Source organism: Candidatus Zixiibacteriota bacterium (assembly GCA_040752595.1).
GTDB lineage: Bacteria > Zixibacteria > MSB-5A5 > WJJR01 > WJJR01 > JACQFV01.
In genome coordinates this window covers 13,311-35,214 of record JBFMGX010000005.1, presented here as the reverse complement: position 1 = coordinate 35,214, position 21,904 = coordinate 13,311, and the positions used below count along the sequence as shown (strand labels likewise).

The window sequence follows — 21,904 nt, the reverse complement described above, 5'->3', positions numbered from 1 at the left end:
GCCGCCGCGGCGTCCGCATCGCGACCTGTGAGGTATTCCGATCTGATGTCCACGGAATGGGCTCATCTCGAAGCGACGCTGGCGCGGTGGCTGGCGGCCGATTCCCTCGATCAGCTTTGCCGCGAGGCGCTGCAACGGTTGCGTCCCGAGTGCGGTGTCAGCCGCATCCTGGTACTGGCCTGGTGGGGAACGCGGCCGGTGACTTGGGGAATGGCTCCGGACGATCCGCTCCGAATCCCCGTGCAGCGATGGTATGACTCCGGGCGACGCCGGTCCCTGTGGACGGGTGAATCAGACGGCCTGGAGACGGTTACCCGTCCAACCGCGCCGGCAGGGATTGATCCGGTACTCCTCCAGTTGGGATTCGGCGCCGGCGCCACAATGGCAGCGGACGCCGGGATCACCTACGAGATCTTCTGGTCTCTGACGTCGGATCCGGCAAGCGCGGAGAGTGGCTCCCCGGGAACCAGGGAGCACCGCTTCATGGGCGACGCGATCGAGGGCGAGCCGCTGTGGCGGTTGCTGAAACTGGCACTGACGAATCAGGCCCGTCTGGAACGGTTGCGGGAGTTGTCGCACATCGATTCCGTGACCGACATATTCAATCGCCGGTACTTCAACTTGCGATTGGTCGAAGAATTGGCGCGGGCCGAGCGGTTCGAACGGCCGCTGGCGCTGGTGGTCGCCGATTTGGACCGCTTCAAGCACTTCAATGATACCCACGGGCACCAGGTGGGGGACATGGTATTGCGCCACATTGGCCGGACAGTGCGTCGCGCCGTGCGTTCGATCGACATTCTCTGCCGTCTGGGCGGCGATGAATTCGCCGTCCTGATGCCGGACACCGATGCCGCCGAATGCATCATGCTGGGAGAACGGCTGCGTCAAGCGGTCGAAGCCAGTCCGCTGGCGCTGCCCGGGACCGGCGACCCGTCGGTGCTGCCGATGTGCTTGTCGCTGGGTGGCGCGGTGTATCCCCGGCATGCGGATCGCGCCGAGCGTCTGCTTTGGTGCGCCGATATGGCGCTCTTGGAAGCCAAACGTCGGGGCGGTAATCAGTGTGTGTGTCACGATGAACTCGCCGGCAAACCCCTGCCGGAGGGGTGCCATCCCCCCGATCTCCCCCTGGATTGTTCCTTTCCCCGCTGAGAAGGCCGTGGTGTGAGAAGGAACGGGGGAGACTTCCGGCCATGCTTCATGAGGCCAAACGGGCGCGAAGTGATCGCGTAAAGCAATGAGCGGAGCCGGAAGGAGCAATCCCCGCAGCCGTCAACAACAGCCGAACATGAATCACACCCAGCCATTAGCCAGGACAGCCGAATCGACCCCGGCGGCACGACCATCGGTCGTGGCCGCGGTGCGGACACACCCGGAAACCGTCCTGGAGGATTACCGCCGACTGCTCGATCTCGTCGGTGCGGTAGACGGTCTGAGCCGTGATTCCGACACCCTGCTGAAGTTGAATCTGTCGTGGACAAAGTACTTCCCCGCCTGTTCTTCGCAGCCGTGGCAGGTGGAGGGAGTCGTTCGCGCCCTCATCGACTATGGTTTTGCGCGCGAACGGCTCATGCCGATCGAAAACAAGACCGTGGTCACCGATCCCCTGAAGGGGGCCAAGAACAACCTCTGGATGCCGATCCTCCAACGAAACGGGCTCGGGTTCACGCCGCTGCCCGACGTGGAGTGGACCGTCTATCGTTTCCAGACGCCGCTTTTGCGGCTCAATGAGATCTTCCCCGAGGGAATCGAGATTCCGGCCATCTATCCCGGGCGGCAGATCATCCACTTCCCGACGATCAAGACGCACGGGCACTCGATCACCACCGGGGCGATCAAGAATTCGTTCGGCGGACTGCTCAAGGAAGTCCGCCATTATGCCCACAAGTACATTCACGAGGTGATGGTCGATCTGATGCTGATGCAGCGCGAGCTGCACCCCCGCGTCCTGGCGGTGATGGATGGGACCGTCTGCGGCGATGGGGCCGGCCCCCGCACCATGATCCCCCGCATCGGCAACGTGCTGTTGGCCTCGTTCGACTCCGTGGCCATTGACTCTGTGGCCGCGCGCGTGATGGGATTCGATCCGCTGTCCATTCCCTATCTGCGCATGTGCCATGAACGGGGGTTGGGCTGCGCCGACGTCGCCGGGATCGAGTTGGTCGGCGATGATATCCGCGGCCTCAATCTCGGATTCAAGACCAAGCGCTCTCTGGTGATCTGGGGCGATCAGATGCTCCGCAAGGGGCCATTGCGCTTCCTCGAGAAGATCGCCCTGCACTCACCGCTGGTCGTGTGGGCGCCCTTTGCCTCGAATGTCTATCACGATTGGTTGTGGTATCCCACGGTTGGACGGAAGATCATTCGTTCCTTCCGGCGCACGGAGTGGGGGAAACTGTTTGAGGAATACAAGTCACGCCCCGCGTAGGGGCGGTTCATGAACCGCCCGCAGCACCGTGAGTTCGGACAGACCATGCCGGAACACACAATCGCCATCATCGGCGCCTCGAACGACCGGCGCAAATTCGGCAACAAGGCGGTGCGCGCCTACCAACGTCTGGGCTGGACCGTGTATCCGGTCAATCCACGCGAGCCGGTGATCGAGGGATTGCAGGCCTATCCTTCGATTCGCGATGTACCGCGGCCGCTCGATCGGGTCTCCATCTACCTGCTCCCGCAACTGGGAATGAAGATTCTCCCTGACCTGGCCGCTGTGGGCGCCGCCGAGGTCTTCTTCAATCCCGGCAGCGAGTCTCCCGAGCTCTTGGAACAGGCGACCAAGTCGGGGATCAACGCCATCGTCGCCTGCTCCATCCTCGACATCGGCACGACACCGGCCGAGTACCCGTCCGCGTAGGCGGCCCGGTGGGTTGTCCCGGTCAATCCTTTCTCCCGCTCGTCGATAATACCCCAATAGAGACGGTGGCGCAGGTGCCCCTGCCTGGGCTGGGCGTGGGCAGACAGGAATGTCTACGCCACCGGGAATGCACCGAGGATTCCTGACGGAATGAGCGAGCGAAGAAGACCCTCACCCGATCCGTCCTGCGGACGGATCGACCTCTCCCGGAGGGAGAGGTTAAGTGCCGCGTGTCCACCGGATCCGGAGGTCTCCGTCGTAGTGCCGATGCACAACGAACGGGAGAACCTCCCGGCCACCGTCGAACGGATCATTGCGGCTTTAGTCCCCGGCGGACGCTCGTTCGAGATCGTGGCGGTCGATGACGGGTCGACCGACACGACGTGTTCTTGCTTGGAGGCGATGGCCGGGGAAGATCCTCGTGTACGCGTCGTAGCGTATCCGGTCAATCGGGGACGGGGGTATGCGATCCGTCGCGGTTTCGCTGCCGCGCGCGGGCGGATCATTGTCACGATCGATGCCGACCTCAGCTACGACCCCGATCATATCGAGCGGCTGCTGGCCGTCCTCGATGAACGCCCCGAAGTCGATTTTGTGGTCGGCTCTCCGTATGTCGATGGCGGCGCCACTCACCATGTCCCGCGCGGTCGGCTCCTGGTGTCGCGATGGGGCAATCGGATACTCGGGCTGGCGATGCCGGGGAAACTCACAACGGTCACTGGGATCTTGCGCGCCTACCGTCGCGAAGTCCTCGACGTTCTCGACCTGGAATCCAACGATAAGGAACTGCATCTGGAGATCGTCTCCAAGGCGCTGGCCGCCGGCTTCGTTCCGGCCGAGATGCCTGCGGTCCTCACGGGACGACGGCGCGGCAAGTCGAAGTTCTTCCTTCGGGCGACCGTCGCCTCCCATCTGATCTTCTCGTTCTATGAGAAGCCGGTCCTCTTGTTCGGGCTGATCGGCGCACTCATCCTCGGGCTGGGGCTGGGCTCGGGGCTGCGGATTATCTATCTATGGCAGACCGGGACATTGAACCCGGATCGTCCCCTGATTTCCTTGACTGTCATCCTGCTGGTGGCGGGTTTGCAGGTGCTGCTGTTCGGCTTCCTTGGCTCGCAGATCGTCCAGGTGCGACGCGAATTGTATCGCACCCAGAAAGCCGTGAAGATGGCGATGTCGACGGTGGTGCTGCGCCGCGATTCGCACACCGTCGTTCCTGATGCTGTCACGCGGGCGAATTGCCCTCCTGATAGGCATGCAACGGCCCCTCCCGTCCGAGGCGGAGAACGGTCATCGTCGAGAATGATCAAACAGAGTGCAAAATAGCCTCTCCCTCCGGCTTGTCTCGAACGGAGTGAGGGAGAGAGGTCGCATGCCGGAGGCGGGCGGGTGAGGGAGACCCGCTCATCCTGTTGACGACTAACCGAGCATCAATGCGTATTCTCCTGATCACGAACCGATACCCCGCCTGTGCCGACGATTCGGCATCGCCGTTTGTGCCGCACTTTGTGGCAGCGCTTCGCAAAGGCGGCGTCCATGTCGACGTCTTGACACCGCGCTATCGACCGGCCAACACGATGGATCGCGAGGACGCGGCTTTCGCCGAGCCGCCGTGGATTCACCGTTTCGCCAGCGGTTCCACAGTGCCCATCGGTTCATGGAGCCTATTCCATCCCGTCAGTTGGCTCCGTTTGCAGCGGTTTCTCAGGAATGGCTATGAGACCGGGAGAGCCCTCTGCCGGGACGATCACTACGATCACATTCTCGCGCTCTGGGCACTCCCTTCCGGGTACTTCGCGCGTAGACTGGCGCGGGAGTTCAATGTTCCCTACTCGGTCTGGTGCCTCGGTTCCGACATCTATGCGTGGGCCCAACGTCCGATCATTCGCCGTTTCATCGCCCGGGTTCTGGTTGATGCCGCCTGCGTGTTCGGCGATGGTGAAGATCTGTGCCGACGTGTCCACGCCTGGCTCGGGATTGACTGTCGATTCCTGCCATCGTTTCGGCCATTGGCGGGCGTCACGGTTACCAGTCCGCCGTTGGCCACGGCTTCGCCGCGCTATCTCTACTTGGGGCGATTGCACCGCGCCAAGGGGATCTTCGAGCTTATCGACGCCTTTGCCATGGTGCACAGAGCCCTCCCCGGCGCCGGACTGCGCCTGGTCGGCCATGGTCCGGATGCGCGACGACTGGAACAGCAGGTGGAGCGACAGGCGTTGGGAACTGCCGTTGATTTCACGGGCGCCGTGGCCGGGAGCCGGGTTGTCATCGAACTTGAGCAGACCGATTTTGTCGTCATACCCACGAAGTCGGACAGTTTGCCGCTGGTCTTCTCCGAGGCCGTGCAGACCTTTCGTCCGGTGATCGGCACGGACATTGGCGACCTGGGAGAATTCATCCGCCAATACCGTGTTGGTCTGGTCACGCCCTCATCGGATCCCGCGGGTCTTTCGGCGACCATGCTGGCGATGGCCTCGGCCCCCGTCTTCGATCTTGAAGGTCGCGCCGATCTGCTCTCGCGACTCGATCCCCGCCGGGCGGCGGCGGTGTTTTGCACCCAGGCCTTGGGTGCCCCAGCCGGGCAGTACGAGTCCTTGGCGGCCCTTGCCGATCCCGTTCCCAGAGCGTTATCCTCCTGATAGTCGGACTGGGGAGTAGCCAAGCGGCAAGGCACCCGGCTGTTAACCGGGTCAGCGCAGGTTCGATTCCTGCCTCCCCAGCCATTCGTGTGCACCCGCGGATCACATTGGTACAGAGCCAGTCGTAGCCGTCCGATACTATCCTCATGGGAGCAAATGAGGTGGCTGTGGAATGACGGTCACAGCGGGCACGATCTCGAAATCGTCTGCACTGGGGGAACACCGGCGGTCCGCAACGGCATGTTCCGCGGTGCCCTCGTCCCTTGTCCAAGCTGACCCGGACACGGGGAAACTGACGGGCAGGCCCGCCCACTTTGATCACTACTGGGAGGCCCGTGATCTGGCGACCACCGACGCACGCACCCGACTGCGGCTGGCGCTCATGGAGTCGATGCTGACGCATCGCAACGGTCGGCTGCTCGATGTCGGTTGCGGGCGTGGGCTCATCGCGGGACGTTTCGCCGAACGCGGATTCGATGTGACTGCCGTCGACCTGTCGCCCGTCGCCCTCGAGTGGACCCGGCGTCAGCATCCCGCCATCCGGACCGCAATGGTCGATCTGGAGAGAGGCGACATTGAGGGTACCTATGAGGTGATTGTCTGTCTCGAAGTGCTGCAGCAGGTGCGGAATCCGGTCGACGTGCTGAAGCGGCTGGTCTCAGCGCTCAGTTCAGACGGAGAGTTGGTCGTCAGTCTCCCGAATGAGTTCCATCTGGCCCGACGGCTGGCGATTCTCCTTGGCCGAGTCGAGTTCGGCGGTATTGCGGGTACACATCTGAAGCTGTACACACCGGCCGAGCATCGGCGGCTGTTTGGGGCGTGCGGGCTCAGAGTGACCGATGCCCGGACGCAGTCGATCATCCCACCGCGCTGGTGGGGAGGTCGCCTTCATCATTGGGCCAATCGGCCCGCCGGTTGGTGGCCGGGTCTGCTCGCGCTGTCGGTGGTTTATCGTCTGGAACCGGGGGCAAGGGGCTAAAGCCCCTTGTCCGCGAAGACTCTCTTGACCGTAGGTCAGGAGCCCTGGGCTCCTGACACACTCTCATGACGACCGCCATCACACGGCTCAATGAAACCGAGGGGACATTCTCCGAGCGGTTTCCCATCCTTTTTGAGGAATCGGGTCGCCGGGAGAAAGCCGCGAAGGTCATTGCCGTATTGAGTGATTTCTTCGGTGAGCGTACTTCTCAGATCACGGTCGTGGACATCGGGTGCTCGACCGGGATCATGACCCGGCAATTCGCCGCCGTTTTCGGGCGCGTCATCGGGCTCGACACCGATGCCGTCGGTGTGGAGCATGGCCAGAAACTCGCGCGCCAGGCCGGTATCGGCCCCGACAAGTTGCGTCTGTGCGCCGGCGATGCCTGTGCCATGCCGCTGGCGGATGAGTCGGTCGATGCCGTGATCTGCAACCAGGTTTATGAGCATGTCGATGATCAACAACGACTGGTTGATGAGATACGACGTGTCCTATGTCCCGGTGGCGCCTGCTACTTCGGCATCGGCACCCGCCATGTCCTGATCGAGGGGCATTACAAGCTGCCGTTTCTCTCGTGGATGCCGCACCGGGCCGCCGATCTGTGTATGCGACTGGCGGGGAAAAGCGGGCGCTACGACGTCCGGTTGCTCTCGTATCGCAACCTGAAGAAACTGGTACGGGGATTCACCGTCATCGACTACACCCTGCCGATCATCAAGAATCCGGAGCGCTTCGCCGACACAAGTCGTGGTCGGATCCGGCGGTGGGTGGAACGATGGCCTTCGTGGTTGCTCAAGGCGATTCTCCCGGCGATCCCCATCCATGTCTGGCTGTTGGTGAAACCGGTGGAAAGGTCCTCGGCATGATACCGCTGGAATGGCATCTCTGGATCATTGTGATCGCCCTCGGCCTGACGGTCGGGAGCTTCCTCAACGTGGTGATCTGCCGTCTGCCCCGGGGCGAGACACTCTGGCGCCCACGGTCCCGCTGCCCGCGTTGTCGCCATCAACTGCGGTGGTACCAGAACATCCCGGTGCTCTCCTGGTTATTCCTGAGGGGACGCTGCGCCTTCTGCGGGGCGCGTATCAGTTGGACCTACCCAGTCGTCGAGATCGCCTGCACGTTGCTCTTTGCCGCCTTTTATGCCCGCTATGGGGTGTCCTTCGCGACAGCCGGGTTTTGGTACATGTCGGCGACACTGATCGCCGTCTTCTTCATCGACTTGGAGCACCGGATCATTCCCAACCGGCTCACATACCCTGGCGTTGTGATCGGGGTCGTCACCGCCTTGGTGTCCCATCACCTGGGTTGGTTGCAATCGTTGCTGGGCACGCTGGTCGGGGCGGCTGTGTTCGCGGCGATGGCATTCTTGGGGCAGGCGCTCTTCAAGAAGGAGAGCATGGGGGGCGGCGACATCAAACTGGCCGCGATGCTGGGCGCCTTTCTCGGTGTGACCAAGATTCTCGTGGTCTTCGTCCTCTCGGCCGCCATCGGCCTGACCATCTCGGTCGTCGCCATGGCGATCTCACCGGCGCTACGACGGGATCGGTTGATCCCCTTCGGTCCCTTCCTCGCGCTGGCGACCGTCGTGGTGGCATTCTTCGGCGAACAGATCATTGCCTACTACGTGCGGCACTTCCTGCCGTAGACCGACCTCGCAGCCCAAGTCAGGTGGAATGTCCCACGGGGACAGACTGATTCCTGTACCGCCATCTGCCCCCGGCCATAGGGTGATGGGGTTCGAACCGGTCCGAGCGTTCGATCGCCGCGCCTAACGGGCGACTTTCTGCTCGCGCTTATGTTTGCTGTGGCAGTTCTTGCAACGCTTTGGTGAGTGCTGGAACCCGCGTTCCTCAAAGTACTCTTGTGCCGAGACCGTAAAGACGAACTCCTCGCCACAATCCACGCATGTCAAGATACGGTGCTTGCGGTCATCGTCCTGCATACCCTCCCCCCGCGTACCACCCAATTCCCCCGCCACCACGACCGCATCACGGCCATGGCATTGCCGCCACCCGATCCCATGCGGGACGGCAATCTGTCAATTGGTAGGCCCTTCCATGGGCTTCACACGTGCTCCGGCCGGACTGGACGGATCGAACTTGTGACCAACAGCAAGTACTGCGCGATACTCTTGAGGCGTGACGGTTGTCCCTGCCCGCCGGACCGCCCCGGCGCTGTGACGCGCGATGTCGTGCTGTAGTTCACATATTCGGATTGTTCTGTCAAGGGCAAAGTCAGTTGCCCCGTGCCTTCGAACCTGACTCACCGGAAGCCCCGACGCCTCCCGCACACGCTGTCTTGGCCCCTGCCCTGATGGGCCCGCGACGTAATGCCGAACTTGTTGTGGCGCAATGACTTGCAGCGTCGTCCCCGCCGACGCCCCTGCCTACTCGCGGATGTTGATGGCGCGGTACGGAACCCGGTTAGTTGCGCCCGTAGTCAATGTCGTAACGCTTCAGTTTCTCGAACAACGTCGTGTAATCGATCTTCAGGATCTCGGCGGTCTTGCGCTTGTTGCCCCGGGTTTCTCCCAGCACCCGCAGGATCGCCGCCCGTTCGGCGTGCATCTGAGCGTGCTGGCCGATTTCCTTAAGCCCGGCCCCTTCCCGCAGGCGGATTTCCTCATCGGAGCGAATGCGGATCGCCAGGTGTTCGGGATTGACGTAGCGGCCCTCGCACAGTATCACCGCCCGCTCGATGGTGTTCTCCAGTTCACGGACGTTCCCCGGCCAGTGGTAACGGTCCATCAGCTTGAGCGACTCCTGCGAGAATTTCTTCACCGGCTTGTTCATCTCGTGGCAGTACTTCGTGAGGAAGTACTCGGCCAACTTGGCCACGTCCTCGCGACGCTCACGCAGCGGCGGGATTTGAATCGGGAAGACCGACAACCGGTAGTAGAGATCTTCACGGAAGTGCTTCTTGGCGATGGCGTCCTTCAGATCGATGTTCGTGGCCGCGATCGCGCGTACGTTCACCGAGATCTGCTTGGTGCCGCCCAAGCGCTCGAACGTCTTTTCCTGCAGAAAGCGGAGCAGTTTGGCTTGGAGCGCCATGTCGAGGTCGCCGATCTCGTCGAGGAAAACCGTGCCGCCGTCGGCGATCTCGAACTTCCCCAGCTTGAGCTTGTGCGCCGAGGTGAACGCCCCCTGCTCGGAGCCGAACAGTTCGTTTTCCAGCAACTCGCGCGGTATGGCAGCGCAGTTGATGGTGATGTACGGCTTCTCGCGCCGCGAAGAGAGGTAGTGAACTCCGGCGGCAAACAGTTCTTTGCCGGTGCCGCTCTCGCCCAGGAACAGGACCGTGGTATCCGACCCGGCGACCTTCTTGACCAGCTTTTCCACATCCAGCATCGCCGCTGAGGTGCCGATGATGCGATTGTACCCGAGTTTGTCGGCCAACTCTTTGCGCAACAATGAATTTTCGGCAAGTAGGCGGCGGTTCTCCAGGGCCCGGTCGATGAGGACATTGAGGTGATCGGGGTCGAAGGGCTTCGTCAGGAAGTCATAGGCGCCCTTCTTCATCGCGGCCACGGCGGTCTCGATTGTCCCGTACGCCGTCATCACGATGACCGCTGTCTCGGGGTCGTTTTCCTTGACCGCCGAGAGGACCTCAAGCCCGTCCATCTCCGGCAGCTTCAGATCGGTGAGAACAAGATCAAAACGGTTTTGCTTGGCCTTCTCGATGGCCGAGTGCCCGTTGCGCGCGACCTCGACATCGTGCCCCTTGGCGACCAGGGCATCGGCCAGCATTCCCCGTACCGAGTCTTTATCGTCAACGACCAGAATGGACGACATGGGCAATCCCCCGAAGAGTCCGTTCCTATACAGGGGGATTATCGGTCAAATGCCCCGATCCATAAGCGCCGCCCCGGAGAAAACGCCGTGTTAAGGCAGCGTCAGGCTCGCCTCCCATCGGACGGGGAGGGGGCTTGGCATCGGCCTGGCCTTTGCGTATAATGACCCAACGGCCATGGCGATCCGGTCGCAGGGCGGTCGGCCACAGGAGGAGCGATGAAGGTCAAATCGTACGAGAAGGACGGCGTTGAGGTGGTTGAGGCAAAAGGGAAGTTCCTGGGCGGGGCCGACACCGGCGAGCTGGACGAACGGCTCTATGCCCTGTTGGGCCGGCAGTGCAAAAAGGTCGTGATCGACCTGGGGAACGCCGACTGGATCAACTCCTCCGGCATCGCCATCCTGATCCACCACTGGAAGAAGTTCCGTGACATCGGCGGGAACCTGAAACTCGCCAATCTGACCCAGAAGATCGAGAAGATCCTGATCATCTCGAAGCTGACCACGGTGTTCGAGACCTACGATTCCCTCGACGAGGCGATTGCCAGCTTCAAGTAGGCGCCGCGGCGATCGTGGAGGATGCGAGCACGAGTCGGCTCGACCAGGTCTCATTGACGGATCGGTGGGCAGAGTCCACCCTACTTTGCGCGATGGCTCTGTCTTTGTAGGGTGGGCTTCGCCCACCAATCATGCTGGATGGAAAAAGGTGGTTCTTGATGGAGACAGCGAATCTGTCCGGTCTGCGCGCGATCATCACCGGCGCCTCCAAGGGAATCGGCCGGGCGATCGCCGAACGGCTCGCTGCCGAGAAGGCCGTGCTGGCCCTGATGGCGCGCAGCGGCGATCTACTCCTGGAACGGGCCGAAGACTGCCGTAAGCGGGGTGCTCGCGCCGAGGCCTTTGTCGCTGATGTTGCCGATGCCGATGCCGTCGAGCGCCAGTTCCAAAAGGCAATCGACTGGCTCGGCGGGGTGGACCTGTTGGTCAACAACGCCGGGCTCGGATATTTCGCGCCAATCGATGAACTTTCTGTGGCCCGATTCGATGAGATGATCAACACCAACCTGCGCGGCGCCTTTCTCTGCGCCCGGGCGGTGATCCCGCGCATGAAGGCCGATGGCGGCGGCACGATCATCAACATCTCGTCAATCGCCGGGAAGTACGGTTCCGAAGGTGGCGGGGGGTACTGCGCCTCAAAATTCGGCCTGATGGGGCTGAACGAATGCATGGGGCTTGATCTGCGCGCCCACAACATTCGTGTGACCGCCATCTGCCCCGGCTCGGTCAATGCTCCCGACTTCCGCGCCGGACGTTCGACCCGGATCAAGCCGGAGAACATGATCCAGGCCGCCGACGTCGCCGAGGCGGTCGTCTACATCGCCCGCCAGCCCGCCCGCATCTTCATCCGCGAAATGGAAGTCCGCGTCACGCGGACGGCGTGAACACGGTTGGGAGCGCTCGGACTTCGACTATCGCTCTGCTGCGCCTGTTCTTCCCTCCGAATTGCCCGAACAAACAGCAGACCCCTCGCCTTGCTCGGGGTGACAGCTTACACTTGAACATCAAGCTTCGTTAGTCATTCCGAGCGTAGCGAGGAATCTGCTGTTTCTTTCGCTGTTGTCCATGCTTCGGCTATGCATGATCTGTCCTATTGACGATCCTCCCCGTCTGCTTTCACTTGGAATTGGAGTTCAAGAGAGAGGGATGGGGAGAGGGAAAAATGAGACTGGGGAGGGGCCTCAGGAAGGGTCTTGGGAAGGAGATCGAGAGCAGGACGCTGCGGACGGAGCCAGCGGAGCATCGCTCGAGGTTCTACCGATTCGGGAAGTGGATTCAACCTTGGGTGACCCTCACTGCGCTGGTGCTGGCGGCGTGGTCCTTCCGGTTTGCCGTTGAATCTAGCCGACAGCATGGGGACAAACTGAAGCAGCTGAATTCGGCATTTGATCGAACATCCGCGAGTCTTGAAGGGCTTCCCGCCAGTGTCGAGAAGTTTGATCAGACCGTGAGAGGTATGTCAGAGGCGGCCAGATCGCAGCAGCAAGTCATCGGGGCTTCTCTAGATACGTTAACCAACCAACTGCACGGATTCTCTGAGCGCTTGGTCAACTACCGTGACCAGCTTGATAAGGTCGTAGCCGTTACTGATCGCCAAGTGGAGTTGGTCGCGAAGCGTCAGGAATTGCTCGAGAAGGAGCTTGGCAGGAGATCAGAACTCGTGCTTCGATTCGACACCGATGTCATAGACAGCGGATTCAGGGAAGTGTTCCCAGTCGTAATCAACAAGGGGAATAGCCCGTCGCGCTTCTACACGTTCTTCTTTGACCTCTCTCGTTCTCTTCGAGTCGAGAAGAGGGGCGTCTGTGGCATCCAAGACGCGGGCCCGGATTCTGTCCATATGAGTTGCACGGTCGTGCAGCCCGTGGGGTTCTTGGACGAACCGGGTAAGTACTTCACAGTTCACGACTCGCAGTGGAGATTCGTGATCAAGTCGCCTCCAACTGTAGGCCGTGTGAAGGTCCGCTACATAATCGCCTACGAACACGCGTCTCGGCACGACTCAACTAACATAGTTCCCGAGGGCCGTGTCTTCCGCTGAAAGCAGCTCGCTTGAGTCTCTTGAGCAGTAGTCCTTCCATCCACGCACTTTGCTCGGGTGTACTCCGCGGAGTCGGCACCGCTTTGGTTGCCCGTTGTTTGCGCAACCTGGCATCTTGCGGACAGGGGGCTTTCAGCCCCCTGCCGGCGGGTGCATAGCACCCACCCTACGATTCGAGGGGGCTGCTTCTTTCCGGACTGCGCCGCAGGCGCGGCAGGCGGGGCTTTGATCGGATTTGGCGTGTCGGTGGTGGCGTCGGATGAAGATCACGATGGCCAGAAGAAAAAAGGCCGCCACCAGGATATCTTGGACGAGAATCGGCAGATTCAACGGGAACATCGTTTGCCCCTACGAGAAATACTGCCACACCTGGCGGGTCAACAGGGCGGCGGCATAGGCGAGCACGCCCATGTACACGAAGGCGAAGGCCGGCCATTTCCAACTGTTGGTCTCGCGCCGCATCACCGCCATCGTGGAGACACACTGCAATGCGAAGGCATAGAAGACCATGAGCGTGATGGCCACCAGCGGCGTCCAGACCGTCGCGCCGGTGCGGGGATTGCGATCCGCCTTCAAGCGGTCAATCAGGCCCCGATCGTTGCCGTCCGAGCCGACGCCGTAGACGATACCCATCGTCGAGACAAAGACCTCGCGCGCGGCCAGCGACCCCATGATGCCGATGGCGATTTTCCAATCGAATCCGAGCGGCCGCAGTGTCGGTTCAATGACGCGTCCGATGGACCCGGCCGCGGAGTGTTCCAAGCGCTCGGCTGCCGCGCGGTGATCGAGTGCGGTCAATGAAGCGGCTCGGACTGTCGCGTCGGGCTGTTGCAGGATCGTCTGCCGCTCCGCCACGAATCGCCGCTCGACTTCGCTGTTGCGCGGGTAGGTGAACAGCGCCCACAGCACAATCGAGGCGGCAAAGATGATCGTCCCCGCCGTCGTCAAAAACAACCGCGTGCGTTCAAGAAGCGACAGGGCCAGCGTGCGCAACCGCGGCCGGCGGTAGGCGGGAAGCTCCAACAACAGAGGCGGCGTCGGGCCACGGAGGATTGTCTTGCGAAACAATGCCGCGACCCCCGCCGCCGCCACGATTCCCAGCACGTACAGGGAGAGCAGAGTCACCCCTTGCAGACGTAGAGGACCCCAGATTGGGAGATCAGGGACGAACGCGGCGATCAACAGGGTATAGACCACCAGACGCGCCGAGCACGTCATTAATGGCGCCACAAGGATGGTGGTGAGGCGGTCGCGTGGATGCGGCACTGTGCGCGTGGCCATGATCCCCGGAATGGCGCAGGCGAACGACGAGAGCAGCGGAATGAAGCTGCGTCCCGACAGCCCGACTTTGAACATGATGCGGTCGAGGATGAAGGCGGCGCGCGCCATGTATCCGGAATCTTCGAGGACGGTCAGGAATGCGAACAGGATCAGAATCTGCGGTAAGAAGGTGACGACCGATCCCACGCCGGCCAGCACACCGTCATTGACCAGACTGCGCAGCGGTCCGGGCCCGAGGATTCGAGCCGTCCAGGAGGGAAGCCAGGTTCCCGTCACGGTGCCGAGAAAGTCCATCGGCACCGCGGCCCAGCGAAACACCGCCTGGAACATCAGCGCCAGAATGGCCAGCAGGATGGCGAACCCCAATGCGGGGTGCAAGAAGACGGCATCCAAACGGCGCGTCCAGTCGGCCACGCGTGAGCCGTTGCGCCGCAGTGCCATGCGTGACAGGTCGCGCTGCCAACGGTAGCGCCCCTCGATGATGAAACGCCGGACTGTTTCCTCGTCCACCCCAAGATCGGCGCGGACCGCATGAGCAACCTGCTCCAGTTTCTCGGTGCAGGCCCGTGTGTGTTGCCCGGCCACGCATGACAGGACTTGGGATTCGTTGGCCTCTGCCTGCGGTATCGCTTTTGCGATCCTCCGTTCCAACGCCGGGGGGAGTCGGTAGCCGCGTTTCGGTGCAATCCATGGACCGGCCAAGGCGCTGTCCAATGCCGCCGCGAGTCGGTCGAGGCCGATTCCCTCGGTCGCCACGACCTCGATCACGGGGACGCCGAGTTGTGACGACAACCGGGCAGACTTGACCTTCGCCCCGCGACGCCGCGCCTCGTCGACCATCGTAAGGGCAATCACCACCGGCCGACCAAGCTCGATGACCTGACCGGCGAGGTAGAGGTGCCGGGAGAGGTTGTTGACGTCGACGATGCATATCACCGCGTCCGGAGCCGCGTCTGTTCCCTCGCCGCGCAGCAGATCGGTGGCAATCGCCTCATCCGGAGAATGCGGAATCAGCGAATACGTGCCGGGCAGATCGATCAGCTCGTAGTCGGCCCGGTCTGTCTGCCACCGCCCGGTCTTCCGCTCGATGGTGACGCCGGGGTAGTTGGCGACCTTCTGGCGCAGCCCGGTGAGGGCGTTGAATAACGTGGTTTTGCCGGAATTGGGATTACCGATCAGGGCGACGGTGAAGCGCGGCCGGCCGCTTGTGAGGAAGGGCACAAGTCGGGGCACATCGGCATTCCGATTGCGGACGGCCAGCGGGTCCATCAATCGATCTCCACCAGCACCACTTCGGCTTCGTTGCGACGCAGCGACAGCAGGAACCCCTCGACGTCCACTTCGATCGGATCGCCCAGGGGTGCGGCACGCAGATAACGTACGACCGTCCCCGGCACCAGTCCGATTTCCAAGATGCGAGAGGCCAGGCCGGGATTGCTGTGGCCGGACAGCCCGACGATGCGCGCTGTCTGGCCGGGTCTCATTTGTGCCAGGGTGCCGTTCCGTTCCGTGGGAGGGCCGCCGTGGCCGCGACGGCGTCGGAAGCGCCGACCCCCGTTCCCCGGGACCGGTCTGTCGCGGAAGGGAGGGATCATAAACGCTGTTGTCCGTCGTGCCGAAGGTGCGGTGATCACGCCGGAACCGCCTCCACCGTCCCGTTCATCCAGCTATGACGAGTTCCGGCACGCCCGGCACAGGCCATAGACTTCCAACTTGTGGTGCTGGGGGACGAATCCATACCGGCCGGCGATCTGCTTCTGGCTCTTGTCCACCGCCTTGCTGGTGAACTCGGTGGTCTCGCCGCATGAGGTGCAAATCAGGTGATAGTGATTCTGGAAGTTGTAGTTGTAATTGTGATCGTAGCGCGTCACGCCGTCGCCGAAGTTCACTTCGCGCGCCAGATTGGCTGCGGTCAGGAGCTTGAGCGTGCGGTAGACCGTGGAGTACCCGATGCGCAGATCGCGCCGTTTGACGATCTGGTAGATGTCGTCGCACGACACGTGATTGGTGTTGCGCAGGAAGATGTCGACCACCGTCCCGCGCTGGCTGGAACGCTTCAGACCACGCCGCCGGACCCAGTTGTCGAAGTTGGTGCGCTGCTGGCTGACCGTGTCCCCGCCGTCCTTGGCCTCACTCTTTTTCATATCCTCTTCCCACGATTTTGAACGCGAAGTTCATCTTCGCCCACTATATCTACGGAATCCGAACGTTCTGAGTCAACTTTATTCCGCGGTCCGAAGTTCCCCGGCGCAGGGATTTGTCAAACCGCCCGCCGATGCGAAACGGCAGTAAGGTGTTGTGATATAACGTGTTATGTCGTGCTCTGCGGCGTGCGCCATCGCCGCGGGGTCTCCGACCTGCCCCCTCCCGGCGGAACTGACAAAGAAGCAGGGTGCGTCCTCTGCTTGTGGCGAACGGAGTCGAGTTGCACACACTCTACTTCTTGCCATGTCGCTGCTTCCGCAACTCCCCGATCTCATCGCGCAGCTTCGCCGCCTGCTCGAAGTCGAGTTTCTTGGAGGCATCTTTCATCGCCTTGGTGAGGAACATGATCTGGTCGTCGAGGGCCATCTGCTCAAAGCCGGTCGGACGGCGCGGTTTGTCGCTCTCGGTATCGACCCACTCGGTCTTGGCATCGGCGAACACGGTGGAGCGGCGAATCTCGTCCTCGGTCTTGACGATCGTCTGCGGGATGATCCCGTGCTCCTCGTTGTATCGCTGCTGAATGGTGCGTCGGCGCGCGGTTTCATCCAAGGCGCGACGCATCGAATCGGTGATCTCATCGGCGTACATGATCACAGTCCCGCTCTTGTTGCGCGCGGCCCGTCCCGAGACCTGGATCAGCGAGCGCTCGGAGCGGAGGAACCCCTCCTTGTCGGCATCGAGAATGGCCACCAGCGAGACTTCGGGGAGATCCAGCCCCTCGCGCAGCAGGTTGATCCCGACCAAAACGTCGAATTCACCGAGTCGCAAATCACGCAGAATCTCCGTGCGCTCGATGGCGTCGATTTCGGAGTGGAGGTAGCGCACCCGAATGTGCAGTTGAGCCAGGTAATCGGCGAGGTCTTCCGCCATGCGCTTTGTGAGTGTGGTCACCAGCACGCGTTCTTTGGCGGCGACGCGTTGACGAATCTCGCCGATCAGATCATCGACCTGCCTGTCGAGCGGGCGAACGACGATCTCCGGATCGACCAGCCCGGTGGGACGGATCAATTGCTCGACCACAACGCCCCCGGATTTCTCCAGCTCAAGTTCCGCCGGCGTCGCCGAGGTGTAGATCACCTTGTCCAAGCACGACCAGAATTCATCGAAGAAGAGCGGCCGATTGTCCAATGCCGAGGGGAGGCGAAAGCCGTATTCGACCAGCACCTCCTTGCGCGAGCGATCCCCGGCGTACATGCCCCGCACCTGCGGCAGGCTCTGATGCGATTCGTCGATGATCGTGAGGAAATCATCGCGGGGGAAGAAGTCCAAGAGGGTGAATGGCCGCTCCCCCGGCTGCCGTCCCGACAGATGCCGCGAGTAGTTCTCGATCCCGCTGCAGTAGCCGATCTCGCGCATCATTTCGATGTCGAAGCGCGTGCGCGACTCGAGCCGTTGCGCCTCGAGCAACTTGTCCTGGGCGCGCAGCTCCGCTAATCGGAGTTCAAGCTCGGTCTCGATCGAGGATATCGCCTGCGTCAGCCGCGGCGTGCTGGTGACGAAGTGTTTGGCGGGGTAGATCGCCTTCTTGTCCTGGCGGCGGAGCACCTCGCCGGTCAGGGCATCGACGAGCGTGATCCGCTCGATCTGATCGCCGAAGAACTCGACCCGCACCGCCGTTTCTTCGTAGGCGGGCATGATCTCGACCGTGTCGCCGCGCACGCGAAATGTCCCGCGGGCCGAATCGAAATCGTTGCGCGTGTAGTGGATGTCGATCAACGCCGAGAGGAGACGGTCGCGCGGGATCGACTCGCCGACGCGCACAAAGACCATCATGCTCTTATATTCCTCCGGCGAGCCCAGGCCATAGATGCACGACACCGAGGCGACGATGATCACATCGGGTCGCTCCAGAAGCGACGCCGTGGCCCGCAGGCGTAAACGGTCGATGTCATCGTTGATCGACGTGTCCTTTTCGATGTAGGTGTCGGTCTGGGGGACATACGCCTCCGGCTGGTAGTAGTCATAATAGCTGATGAAGAACTCGACGGCGTTCTGGGGGAAATACGACTTCAATTCCCCGTACAACTGCGCTGCCAGCGTCTTGTTGTGCGACAGGACCAAAGTCGGCCGCCCCCATTGGGCGATCACGTTGGCCATGGTGAACGTCTTGCCCGATCCGGTCACCCCCAGAAGTGTCTGGTGTGCCAATCCGCGCCGGAGGCCGTCGATCAGAGACGCGATGGCGGCGGGCTGGTCCCCGGTCGGCTGATAGGGGCTGTGGAGATCAAAGACATCCTGTCGCAGGTCGAACATGGTCATGACATTACCTCGACGAGCGTGTGATTCCGTCCGGGTGGAAGATACGCCGCGGCGCCCGTTGGTTCTATCACTTGCTGGCCCTCCCGGCAACAGTGGGCGACCGCGTCCCCAGCCTCTCTTGCGTCTGTAGCGTCCCCGCGCCGTTGCTCCTGAGTGCAAGAGGGGGGTTGAAGAAGCCGACCCAAGGAGGGCGGTTGCTTCGTCGGTCGGCTGCCTCCAGCCGACGACCTCCTCGCAACGACAGGGCTGAACCTTGGCTGATCTTGAAGTCGTTGCGAGGAGCGAAGTCCGCTCAGGAAGCGGGCCGAGCGACGAAGCAAGCGCCTTGCATGACGGTCCCTTTTCGATGGGTTTTTCCGCAGGCCCTGCAATAGCCAGGGCACGCCGCTGGGAGTATAAGTTGCAGAGGCGGAAGTGCCTGAAATGGCTTGACTTGAGCGGGGGGAATGTTATGATAGTGGTTTGTGTTTTCGCGAGGGGGTTGACCGCTTCAACCACGAGGGACGAATGGCATACGAGGCAGTCTTTGAATCAGGGGGGAAGCAGTTTGCGGTGGGGACCGGTGATGTCGTCTGCGTTCCCCATCTGGCGGGAGAGATCGGAACGACGGTCGCCTTCGACCGGGTTCTCTTGGTCCGCCATGGCAACGAAACCCGGACCGGACAGCCGCATGTCGCCGGGGCCACAGTGGCCGCGGAGATTCTCAGCCAGGACCGCGCGGACAAGGTCGTCGTGTTTCACTTCCGACGCCGCGTCAAGTACCGGCGCCGGACCGGCCATCGCCAGCCGCAGACGAAGGTGCGCATCACTGCTGTCCACGCGTAGTCACTCGGTTCGGCCCGCCGGCGGGCATGGCACCGCCGTGTCCACCGGGCCGAAGGGCCGGTCGCGTCCCATGCCTTGCGCGCGGATCTTCGGACTCGTCTTGGCTTTCTTCACGTGTTGTTTGAGCTTCTGCGTCGATGACGCGCAGGCCCAGAGCACTGTGCTCAGCGAACTCCGCGTCGAGGGTCAGTCGTCCACCGATCCGCAGTTGATCAAGAACGTCTCCGGCCTGGTTGTCGGGCGGAACCTCACGCGCGAAGACATCCAGCGCGCCGTCCACCAGGTCTGGGGTTTGAATCTCTTCGCCGATGTACGCGTGGAAGGTGAGCAGACCCCCACAGGGCTGAGTCTGGCCATTCACGTCCGTGAGTTGCCCCGACTGAGCAGCCTGTCCTTCAAAGGCAACAAGGAGTTGAAAGAAAAAGACTTCTCGCTGGCCTTGAAGCGGGGTCAGACGGTGGGACCAAATGAATTGAAGGAGGCGGAACGAACCATACGTGCGGCCTATGCGAAGAAAGGATTCTTTCTCGTCGATGTGCGCTCCGAGTTGGTGTCGACGGCCGTTACCGGCGAGGTGGATGCGGTCTTCCAGATCAAGGAGAACAACCCCGTCAAGGTCGCCCGCGTCGAGTTCATGGGAAACGCCCAAGTCGAGTCGGAGGTGCTGACCAAAAAGATGTCCAACAAGCCGCACGGCTTCTTCCGTTCGATCTTTGGCGGCGGGCATTTCAATCGCGAGAAATACGCCGATGACAAGAGGGCGGTCATCGACGCCTACCGGCAGCGGGGATATCTCGACGCCGTGATTCTGAGCGACACGGTCGTTCTGAATGACGACAAGACGCGGGTCACTATCCAGATGACCGTCAGCGAGGGACCCCGTTACTACTTCGGCACGACCACGTTCACCGGCATGTCGGTCTTAAGCGAAGCGAAACTGCGGCGGGCACTGCAGTATCGCTCTGGGGACGTATTCGATCAGGAGGCATTCGATAAATCGGAGCAGGAGATCTACAACGCCTACATGGAGGAGGGGTATCTCTACGCGCGGGTGATCAATGAGACTCGGACGCAGGACACGATGGTCAATGTCGCCTACGAGATCTCCGAGGGCGTGCCGGCGCACGTCAACCTGATCAACATCACCGGCAACGTGCGCACCAAGGACAAGGTCATCCGGCGGGAGCTGGCCATCTACCCGGGGCAGGTCTTCCGGCGCTCGGCGCTGCAGCGATCGCTACGGAATGTCATGCTCCTGAACTACTTCAGCAACGTCACGCCGGATTTCAGCCAGCTTCCCGATGGGCGCGTGGACTTGACCTTGAACGTCGAGGAGAAGCCGACGGGGCAGATCCAGGTCGGGGGCGGGTATTCCGAGCAGGACCATTTGGTCGGAACGGTGAATCTCGGCATCCCAAACCTCTTCGGCGGCGGCCAGAGCGCGAATCTGATGCTCGAATTCGGCAACCGGCGTCAATCGTACAGCGTCGGCTTCACCGAGCCATGGTTCATGGACACGCCGACGTCGGTCGGATTCGATATTCAGAAACTGGATCGTATCTGGGACGAGGCCTATGTCGAGGGGACCGATGATTTCACCCAGAAGTCGACCGGGATCTCCACGCGCCTGGGGCGGCGTTTACGCTGGCCCGATGACTATTTCAGCGTCTACTGGAGTTATCGCTGGGAGGACCAGAAATACACCGACTTCTCCGCGGCCTGGAGCGCCGCGGATCAGGCGGCGCTGACCGCCGCCGCCAACGGCGTCATCTCCGCGACCTCGTTCAGCGTCGTGCGCGATGCGCGCGACCTGCCGGAATTCGCCACCAAGGGGAGCCGCGCCTCCTACCGCTTGGAGTTTGGCGGTGGGGCGCTCGGCGGCGACTGGTCGTACACGAAGCACAACCTGACCTATTCGCGCTATCGCAAGCTCTGGAAGGGACTCACGCTGGCGCCGACATGGAACCTGGGCGTGATCCAGGGCGGCACCACGGGGTCGGCCGTTCCCTACTCGGAGCAGTTCTATGCCGGCGGTATCCGCTCCGATGCCATGATCCGGGGATATGATGACCGGTCGATTCTCGCGGTCACCGACACGTCACGCGGCGCCGATCGTCTGGAGACTGTCCCGGGCGATTTTGTCGCCGACCTGATCACCGGGCGCAATCCCCGCTACGGCGTGATGGACACGGTGCGCGGCCGGGCCTTCCTGGTGATGAATGCGCAGATCACATTTCCCATTGTGCCGAAGCAGATCCATGGTTTGTTGTTCTTCGATGCGGGCAACGTCTGGTACAGCGCCGCCCGGATCGATCCGGCCGACCTGTTCACGTCGTACGGCTTCGGGTTCCGCATTACGGTGCCGGGCGTCGGGATGCTCGGATTCGATTTTGGCATTCCCCTGCGTGGGGACGAAAAGGGAAAACTCAAACCGCATTTCCAATTCGGCGGTTCCTTCTAACGAACAGG

General features: G+C 61.9%; 19 protein-coding genes and 1 tRNA gene. 14 read left to right on the top strand and 6 right to left on the bottom strand.

Annotated elements, in window-relative coordinates; genetic code table 11:
• Positions 1 to 45: 45 nt before the first annotated feature.
• The 9 genes from AB1792_02500 to AB1792_02460 all read left to right on the top strand — a co-directional run bounded on the left by AB1792_02500 (position 46) and on the right by AB1792_02460 (position 8,120).
• Positions 46 to 1,149 (top strand): GGDEF domain-containing protein, encoded by a 1,104-nt coding sequence (locus AB1792_02500; GenBank protein MEW5701088.1) that lies wholly within the window; start codon positions 46 to 48, stop codon positions 1,147 to 1,149.
• A 136-nt stretch (positions 1,150 to 1,285) separates the two neighbouring features.
• On the top strand, positions 1,286 to 2,425 hold the full coding sequence (locus tag AB1792_02495; protein MEW5701087.1) for a DUF362 domain-containing protein: 1,140 nt from the start codon (positions 1,286 to 1,288) through the stop codon (positions 2,423 to 2,425).
• A 9-nt stretch (positions 2,426 to 2,434) separates the two neighbouring features.
• Entirely contained in the window at positions 2,435 to 2,854 is a 420-nt protein-coding gene (locus tag AB1792_02490) for a CoA-binding protein (GenBank protein ID MEW5701086.1), read from the top strand.
• A gap of 150 nt (positions 2,855 to 3,004) precedes the next feature.
• Positions 3,005 to 4,180 carry a glycosyltransferase family 2 protein gene (locus AB1792_02485; protein MEW5701085.1) on the top strand — a complete coding sequence of 392 codons (1,176 nt, stop codon included), beginning with the start codon at positions 3,005 to 3,007 and terminating at the stop codon, positions 4,178 to 4,180.
• Positions 4,181 to 4,287: 107 nt separating this feature from the next.
• Positions 4,288 to 5,493 (top strand): glycosyltransferase, encoded by a 1,206-nt coding sequence (locus tag AB1792_02480; protein ID MEW5701084.1) that lies wholly within the window; start codon positions 4,288 to 4,290, stop codon positions 5,491 to 5,493.
• A gap of 9 nt (positions 5,494 to 5,502) precedes the next feature.
• Positions 5,503 to 5,577: transfer RNA gene (locus AB1792_02475), tRNA-Asn, on the top strand.
• Positions 5,578 to 5,665: 88 nt separating this feature from the next.
• A complete protein-coding gene (locus tag AB1792_02470; protein MEW5701083.1) occupies positions 5,666 to 6,472 on the top strand; it encodes a methyltransferase domain-containing protein in 807 nt (268 codons plus the stop codon).
• Between the two features lie 65 nt (positions 6,473 to 6,537).
• Positions 6,538 to 7,338, top strand: a complete 801-nt coding sequence (locus tag AB1792_02465; protein MEW5701082.1) for a class I SAM-dependent methyltransferase — start codon at positions 6,538 to 6,540, stop codon at positions 7,336 to 7,338.
• Complete coding sequence (locus tag AB1792_02460) at positions 7,335 to 8,120, top strand: A24 family peptidase (GenBank protein MEW5701081.1); 786 nt, start codon at positions 7,335 to 7,337, stop codon at positions 8,118 to 8,120. The genes AB1792_02465 and AB1792_02460 overlap by 4 nt, the downstream gene beginning before the upstream one ends.
• A gap of 123 nt (positions 8,121 to 8,243) precedes the next feature.
• Here the strand turns inward: AB1792_02460 and AB1792_02455 are convergent, their stop codons facing one another.
• Both AB1792_02455 and AB1792_02450 read right to left on the bottom strand, forming a co-directional pair.
• Positions 8,244 to 8,417 (bottom strand): zinc-ribbon domain containing protein, encoded by a 174-nt coding sequence (locus AB1792_02455; protein ID MEW5701080.1) that lies wholly within the window; start codon positions 8,415 to 8,417, stop codon positions 8,244 to 8,246.
• 481 nt (positions 8,418 to 8,898) lie between these two features.
• Positions 8,899 to 10,269: a sigma-54 dependent transcriptional regulator gene (locus AB1792_02450; protein MEW5701079.1), complete on the bottom strand. Its 1,371-nt coding sequence runs from the start codon at positions 10,267 to 10,269 to the stop codon at positions 8,899 to 8,901.
• Between the two features lie 216 nt (positions 10,270 to 10,485).
• Here AB1792_02450 and AB1792_02445 point away from each other — a divergent pair, with 216 nt between their 5' ends.
• The 3 genes from AB1792_02445 to AB1792_02435 all read left to right on the top strand — a co-directional run bounded on the left by AB1792_02445 (position 10,486) and on the right by AB1792_02435 (position 12,865).
• Positions 10,486 to 10,824, top strand: a complete 339-nt coding sequence (locus AB1792_02445) for an STAS domain-containing protein (GenBank protein ID MEW5701078.1) — start codon at positions 10,486 to 10,488, stop codon at positions 10,822 to 10,824.
• Between the two features lie 158 nt (positions 10,825 to 10,982).
• Positions 10,983 to 11,708, top strand: coding sequence for an SDR family NAD(P)-dependent oxidoreductase (locus tag AB1792_02440; protein ID MEW5701077.1), 726 nt, complete (start codon positions 10,983 to 10,985; stop codon positions 11,706 to 11,708).
• A 278-nt stretch (positions 11,709 to 11,986) separates the two neighbouring features.
• On the top strand, positions 11,987 to 12,865 hold the full coding sequence (locus AB1792_02435) for a hypothetical protein (GenBank protein MEW5701076.1): 879 nt from the start codon (positions 11,987 to 11,989) through the stop codon (positions 12,863 to 12,865).
• Positions 12,866 to 13,213: 348 nt separating this feature from the next.
• Here AB1792_02435 and feoB read toward each other — a convergent pair whose 3' ends face one another.
• From feoB to uvrB, 4 genes are all read right to left on the bottom strand, one after another.
• Complete coding sequence (gene feoB, locus AB1792_02430) at positions 13,214 to 15,415, bottom strand: ferrous iron transport protein B (GenBank protein ID MEW5701075.1); 2,202 nt, start codon at positions 15,413 to 15,415, stop codon at positions 13,214 to 13,216.
• On the bottom strand, positions 15,415 to 15,630 hold the full coding sequence (locus AB1792_02425; protein ID MEW5701074.1) for a FeoA family protein: 216 nt from the start codon (positions 15,628 to 15,630) through the stop codon (positions 15,415 to 15,417). The genes feoB and AB1792_02425 overlap by 1 nt, the downstream gene beginning before the upstream one ends.
• A gap of 183 nt (positions 15,631 to 15,813) precedes the next feature.
• Positions 15,814 to 16,290: a transcriptional repressor gene (locus AB1792_02420; GenBank protein MEW5701073.1), complete on the bottom strand. Its 477-nt coding sequence runs from the start codon at positions 16,288 to 16,290 to the stop codon at positions 15,814 to 15,816.
• Between the two features lie 292 nt (positions 16,291 to 16,582).
• On the bottom strand, positions 16,583 to 18,604 hold the full coding sequence (uvrB, locus tag AB1792_02415) for an excinuclease ABC subunit UvrB (protein ID MEW5701072.1): 2,022 nt from the start codon (positions 18,602 to 18,604) through the stop codon (positions 16,583 to 16,585).
• A 513-nt stretch (positions 18,605 to 19,117) separates the two neighbouring features.
• Between uvrB and rplU the strand changes: the two genes are divergently transcribed.
• Both rplU and bamA read left to right on the top strand, forming a co-directional pair.
• Entirely contained in the window at positions 19,118 to 19,435 is a 318-nt protein-coding gene (gene rplU, locus AB1792_02410) for a 50S ribosomal protein L21 (protein MEW5701071.1), read from the top strand.
• A gap of 70 nt (positions 19,436 to 19,505) precedes the next feature.
• The gene (gene bamA / locus AB1792_02405; GenBank protein ID MEW5701070.1) at positions 19,506 to 21,896 is read left to right on the top strand and encodes an outer membrane protein assembly factor BamA; all 2,391 of its coding nucleotides are present in this window, start codon (positions 19,506 to 19,508) and stop codon (positions 21,894 to 21,896) included.
• Positions 21,897 to 21,904: the final 8 nt, after the last annotated feature.

What these genes read in the sequence shown, in the direction of transcription:
- AB1792_02490 (MEW5701086.1), top strand. Translation starts at nt 2,435, where the DNA reads ATGAACCGCCCGCAGCACCGTGAGTTCGGACAGACCATGCCGGAACAC.
- AB1792_02485 (MEW5701085.1), top strand. Translation starts at nt 3,005, where the DNA reads ATGAGCGAGCGAAGAAGACCCTCACCCGATCCGTCCTGCGGACGGATC.
- AB1792_02445 (MEW5701078.1), top strand. Translation starts at nt 10,486, where the DNA reads ATGAAGGTCAAATCGTACGAGAAGGACGGCGTTGAGGTGGTTGAGGCA.
- AB1792_02480 (MEW5701084.1), top strand. Translation starts at nt 4,288, where the DNA reads ATGCGTATTCTCCTGATCACGAACCGATACCCCGCCTGTGCCGACGAT.
- feoB (MEW5701075.1), bottom strand. Translation starts at nt 15,415, where the DNA reads ATGGACCCGCTGGCCGTCCGCAATCGGAATGCCGATGTGCCCCGACTT.
- AB1792_02465 (MEW5701082.1), top strand. Translation starts at nt 6,538, where the DNA reads ATGACGACCGCCATCACACGGCTCAATGAAACCGAGGGGACATTCTCC.
- AB1792_02420 (MEW5701073.1), bottom strand. Translation starts at nt 16,290, where the DNA reads ATGAAAAAGAGTGAGGCCAAGGACGGCGGGGACACGGTCAGCCAGCAG.
- AB1792_02455 (MEW5701080.1), bottom strand. Translation starts at nt 8,417, where the DNA reads ATGCAGGACGATGACCGCAAGCACCGTATCTTGACATGCGTGGATTGT.
- AB1792_02450 (MEW5701079.1), bottom strand. Translation starts at nt 10,269, where the DNA reads ATGTCGTCCATTCTGGTCGTTGACGATAAAGACTCGGTACGGGGAATG.
- AB1792_02470 (MEW5701083.1), top strand. Translation starts at nt 5,666, where the DNA reads ATGACGGTCACAGCGGGCACGATCTCGAAATCGTCTGCACTGGGGGAA.
- uvrB (MEW5701072.1), bottom strand. Translation starts at nt 18,604, where the DNA reads ATGTTCGACCTGCGACAGGATGTCTTTGATCTCCACAGCCCCTATCAG.
- bamA (MEW5701070.1), top strand. Translation starts at nt 19,506, where the DNA reads ATGCCTTGCGCGCGGATCTTCGGACTCGTCTTGGCTTTCTTCACGTGT.
- AB1792_02460 (MEW5701081.1), top strand. Translation starts at nt 7,335, where the DNA reads ATGATACCGCTGGAATGGCATCTCTGGATCATTGTGATCGCCCTCGGC.
- AB1792_02435 (MEW5701076.1), top strand. Translation starts at nt 11,987, where the DNA reads ATGAGACTGGGGAGGGGCCTCAGGAAGGGTCTTGGGAAGGAGATCGAG.
- AB1792_02440 (MEW5701077.1), top strand. Translation starts at nt 10,983, where the DNA reads ATGGAGACAGCGAATCTGTCCGGTCTGCGCGCGATCATCACCGGCGCC.
- AB1792_02495 (MEW5701087.1), top strand. Translation starts at nt 1,286, where the DNA reads ATGAATCACACCCAGCCATTAGCCAGGACAGCCGAATCGACCCCGGCG.
- AB1792_02500 (MEW5701088.1), top strand. Translation starts at nt 46, where the DNA reads ATGTCCACGGAATGGGCTCATCTCGAAGCGACGCTGGCGCGGTGGCTG.
- rplU (MEW5701071.1), top strand. Translation starts at nt 19,118, where the DNA reads ATGGCATACGAGGCAGTCTTTGAATCAGGGGGGAAGCAGTTTGCGGTG.
- AB1792_02425 (MEW5701074.1), bottom strand. Translation starts at nt 15,630, where the DNA reads ATGAGACCCGGCCAGACAGCGCGCATCGTCGGGCTGTCCGGCCACAGC.